The organism is Isoptericola sp. NPDC057191, from assembly GCF_042670225.1.
GTDB lineage: Bacteria > Actinomycetota > Actinomycetes > Actinomycetales > Cellulomonadaceae > Isoptericola.
Genome location: NZ_JBHUWC010000256.1, coordinates 1 through 4,133, shown reverse-complemented (window position 1 = coordinate 4,133; position 4,133 = coordinate 1). Strand labels below are relative to the sequence as shown.

Genomic DNA, 4,133 nt, shown 5'->3' with positions numbered 1-4,133 from the left:
GCCACGTCCCGCCACGGCCCGCCAGAGAGCCCGGCCGGCCCCGGTCAGGCCCCGGCCGGGCACCTGTCCGCCCCCCGGGCGCGGCGGTGCCGGCGACGCGTCAGACGCGCTGCAGCTCCGGCTGTTCCCCACGGGCGAGACGCCGTGCGGCGTCGAACTCCTCGAGCACCGCACCGTCCGGCCTCGGCGTCACGAGGCTGACGACGACCGCCGCGAGGAGGCCGATCGCGAACCCGGGGACGATCTCGTACAGGCTGTCCGCGAGGGACGTACGTCCCCAGACGAACGCGACGACCGCACCGGCGACCATCCCCGAGAGCGCACCCCACCGCGTCAGGCGACGCCAGTAGAGGCTCAGGACGACCACGGGTCCGAACGCCGACCCGAACCCGGCCCACGCGAAGCCCACCAGGTCGAGGATCGAGGACGTCCGGTCCAGGGCGATCAGCGCCGCGACCACCGCGACGAGCAGGACGCCGCCCCGGCCGAGCATCACCTCGGCCCGCGGGCTGAGCCGGAGCCCGGACATCTTCACCAGGTCCTCGACGAGCGCCGAGGAGGACACGATCAGCTGCGACGAGATCGTCGACATGATCGCCGCCAGCACCGCGGCCAGCACCAGGCCCGCCACCAGCGGGTGGAAGAGGAGCTGGGCGAGCAGCAGGAAGATGGTCTCCGGGTTGTCGACCTGGAGACCCTTGACGTTCGCGTAGGCGACGCCGACCAGCCCGGTCATCACGGCGCCCAGCGCGGTGAGCACCATCCAGCCGATGCCGATCCGTCGTCCGGCGGTCGCGTCCTGCGGCGTGCGGATGGCCATGAAGCGCACGATGATGTGCGGCTGACCGAAGTACCCCAGGCCCCAGGCGAGCGCAGAGATGACGCCGGTGGCGGTAGCGCCGGCGAAGAACGACAGGTGCTGCGTGGTGCCGGCGGCGTCCGCGGCTCGGATCCCCTCCTGCACCGCCGACCAACCACCCAGGTCGACCACGGCGATCACCGGCACCGCGACGAGCGCCGCGAGCATCAGCACCCCCTGCGCGACGTCGGTCCACGTCGCCCCGAGGAACCCGCCGAAGAGCGTGTAGGCGAGCGTCACGCCGCCGACGACGAGGAGCCCGGTGAGGTAGTCCAGCCCGAACGAGCTCTCGAAGAACGTCCCGCCCGCGACCATCCCGGACGAGACGTAGAAGGTGAAGAACACCAGGACGATCAGGCCGGCCGCGACGCGCAGCAGGTGCGCGGGGTCGCGGAGGCGGTTGTCGAAGAAGCTCGGGATGGTGATCGAGTTGTTCGCGACCTCCGTGTAGGCCCGCAGACGGGGGGCCACGAACTTCCAGTTGAGCCACGCGCCCACGGTCAGGCCCACCGCGATCCACGCCTCGACGAGCCCGGTGAGGTAGATCGCGCCGGGCAGCCCCATGAGCAGCCAGCCCGACATGTCGGAGGCGCCCGCGCTCAGGGCGGCCACGCCGGGGCGCAGCCGGCGCCCGCCGAGCATGTAGTCGTCCAGGTCGTCGGTCCTGCGGAACGCTGCGTACCCGATGCCCAGCATCGCCAGGAGGTACGCGACGATCGCGATCGTCTGCCAGGTCTGATCGCTCATGCGATCGATCACCCTCTCGGTCGTGTCGTTGCAGCGTCTGGCGCTGGACGCGCCGACCGCCGCGACGTGCGCGACGGGCCGGGGCCAGGTCGTGACGCGGTCGGCGCTGACCTCGCTGCTGTGCCACCCCGTGGGGCCGAAACGACCAACGGCCCGATCCCGTGTGGGGATCGAGCCGTTGTGCCTTTCGGTGCGCCCGGAGGGATTCGAACCCCCAACCTTCTGATCCGTAGTCAGATGCTCTATCCGTTGAGCTACGGGCGCAGTCCTGACCGGCGCTGTCGCACCGACCGACGAGAACATTACAGGCACCGGGCCCGTTCCCCAAACCGACGGGGTCCATCGTGATGCACGACACCGGGACGACCTCCGGCAGAGCGGTTCTCGCGCCCCGCCGACCCGACATCAGGCAACAGAAAAGGCCCCGGGCGATCAGCAGCCGGAGCCTTCCTGGCGGAGACGGCGGGATTTGAACCCGCGAACGGGTTGCCCCGTTACCACCTTAGCAGGGTGGCGCACTAGACCAGACTATGCGACGTCTCCTCGCGGCAGCACAACCACACCGCGGCGCCCAGAGTAACCGCCGGGCATGCCTGGGGGCAAAAGCCGTGCGCCGTCGCCCCCGCCGCACCCCGGACCGCGCTACGGTCTGGCGCATGCTGGACGACGACGACCAGACCCTCCGCAGAGCCTCCGGCCCGGTCCGCAGCCAGGTCAGCAGCCAGGTCAGCAGCCCGGTCACCGAGCAGCCCGCCGACCCCGCCGACGACTACGACGACTACGACGTCCTCGTCGTCGGCTCAGGCTTCGGGGGCAGCGTGGCTGCCCTGCGGCTCACGGAGAAGGGCTACCGCGTCGGCGTGCTCGAGGCGGGCCGACGGTTCGCCGACGACGAGCTGCCGCGCACCTCCTGGGACCTGCGCCGCTTCCTCTGGGCCCCCGCCCTGGGCTGCTACGGCATCCAGCGGATCCACCGCCTCAAGGACGTCCTCGTGCTCGCCGGGGCGGGCGTCGGTGGCGGCTCCCTCGTGTACGCCAACACCCTGTACCGGCCGTCCGACGCGTTCTGGTCGGACCCCGCCTGGGCGCACGTGACCGACTGGAAGGCAGAGCTCGACCCCTACTACGACCAGGCCGAGCGGATGCTCGGCGCGGTCGAGTACCGCCGCACCACCCCCGCGGACGAGCTCGTGCGCGACGTCGCCGAGGAGCTGGGCGTCGGGCACACGTTCCGCAAGGTCCGGGTCGGCGTGTTCCTCGGGGACGACGGAGCCGCCGGGCCCTCGCGGCCCGGCGACGGGTCCGAGAACGCCGTCCCCGACCCCTTCTTCGGGGGCAGGGGACCGGACCGCAGCCCGTGCCTGCACTGCGGCGAGTGCATGACGGGATGCCGGCACAACGCGAAGAACACGCTCGTCAAGAACTACCTGCACCTCGCGGAGGCCGCCGGCGCCCGCGTGCACCCGCTGACCACGGCCACCGCCGTCCTCCCCCGCACCGACGGCGGCTACGAGGTGCGCACCCACCGCACCGGGAACCGCTGGGCGGGGCGACGCACGTACCGCGCCCGACAGGTGGTGCTCGCGGCCGGGACGCTCGGGACGCAGCGCCTGCTGCACGCGATGCGGGACAGCGGCGACCTGCCGCACCTCTCCCCGCGCCTCGGACACCTCACGCGCACCAACTCCGAGGCCCTGCTGGGGGCGATGCGGCCGGCCCGCCGCGGCCAGGTGGGCGAGCCCGACTACTCCGAGGGCGTGGCCATCACGTCGTCCTTCTACCCGGACGAGGACACGCACGTCGAACCCGTGCGCTACGGCCGCGGGTCCAACGCGATGGGGCTCCTGCAGACCGTGCTGGTCGACGGCGTCGGGCCCGGCGACGGCCCGCGCTGGCGCCGGTGGCTCGCCGAGCTTTGGCGTCGGCGCCGCGACCTGCCCGCGCTGTACGACCTGCGGGGCTGGTCGCAGCGCACCGTGATCGCCCTGGTGATGCAGAGTCGCGACAACTCGCTCACGACGTTCACGCGCCGCGGGCTCCTCGGCCGGCGGCTCACCTCACGGCAGGGCACCGGAGCGCCCAACCCGACCTGGATCCCGGTGGCGCACGACGCCGTCCGGGCGATGGCGACCCGCATGGGCGGGCTCGCGGGCGGCAGCGCGGGCGACCCGTTCGACGTGCCGATGACGGCGCACATCCTCGGCGGCTGCACGATCGGCGACTCCCCCGCCACCGGCGTCGTCGACCCGTACCACCGCGTGCACGGGCATCCCGGCCTGCACGTGCTGGACGGGTCCACCGTGACCGCCAACCTCGGCGTCAACCCGTCGCTCACCATCACCGCCCAGGCCGAGCGGGCGTGCGCCCTCTGGCCGAACCGCGGCGACGCCGACACCCGGCCCGCCCCGGGGGCCGCGTACGCCGGCGTCGCGCCCACGCCGCCCCGGCACCCGGTGGTGCCGTCCGCGGCACCCGGTGCGCTGCGCCTGCCGATCGTCGAGATCCGCTGACCCGACGACGGAGCGCC

The 4,133-nt window shown here is 72.9% G+C and carries 2 protein-coding genes and 2 tRNA genes; 1 reads left to right on the top strand and 3 read right to left on the bottom strand.

Going from position 1 to position 4,133, the window contains the following annotated elements; all coding sequences use genetic code 11:
* Positions 1-100 precede the first annotated feature (100 nt).
* The 3 genes from putP to ACFT55_RS19325 all read right to left on the bottom strand — a co-directional run bounded on the left by putP (position 101) and on the right by ACFT55_RS19325 (position 2,149).
* On the bottom strand, positions 101-1,606 hold the full coding sequence (gene putP / locus ACFT55_RS19335; protein ID WP_380245472.1) for a sodium/proline symporter PutP: 1,506 nt from the start codon (positions 1,604-1,606) through the stop codon (positions 101-103).
* A 191-nt stretch (positions 1,607-1,797) separates the two neighbouring features.
* Positions 1,798-1,870: transfer RNA gene (locus tag ACFT55_RS19330), tRNA-Arg, on the bottom strand.
* 187 nt (positions 1,871-2,057) lie between these two features.
* Positions 2,058-2,149: transfer RNA gene (locus ACFT55_RS19325), tRNA-Ser, on the bottom strand.
* 113 nt (positions 2,150-2,262) lie between these two features.
* On the opposite strand from ACFT55_RS19325, the gene ACFT55_RS19320 reads away from it, so the two are divergent.
* On the top strand, positions 2,263-4,116 hold the full coding sequence (locus ACFT55_RS19320; protein ID WP_380245471.1) for a GMC family oxidoreductase N-terminal domain-containing protein: 1,854 nt from the start codon (positions 2,263-2,265) through the stop codon (positions 4,114-4,116).
* Positions 4,117-4,133: the final 17 nt, after the last annotated feature.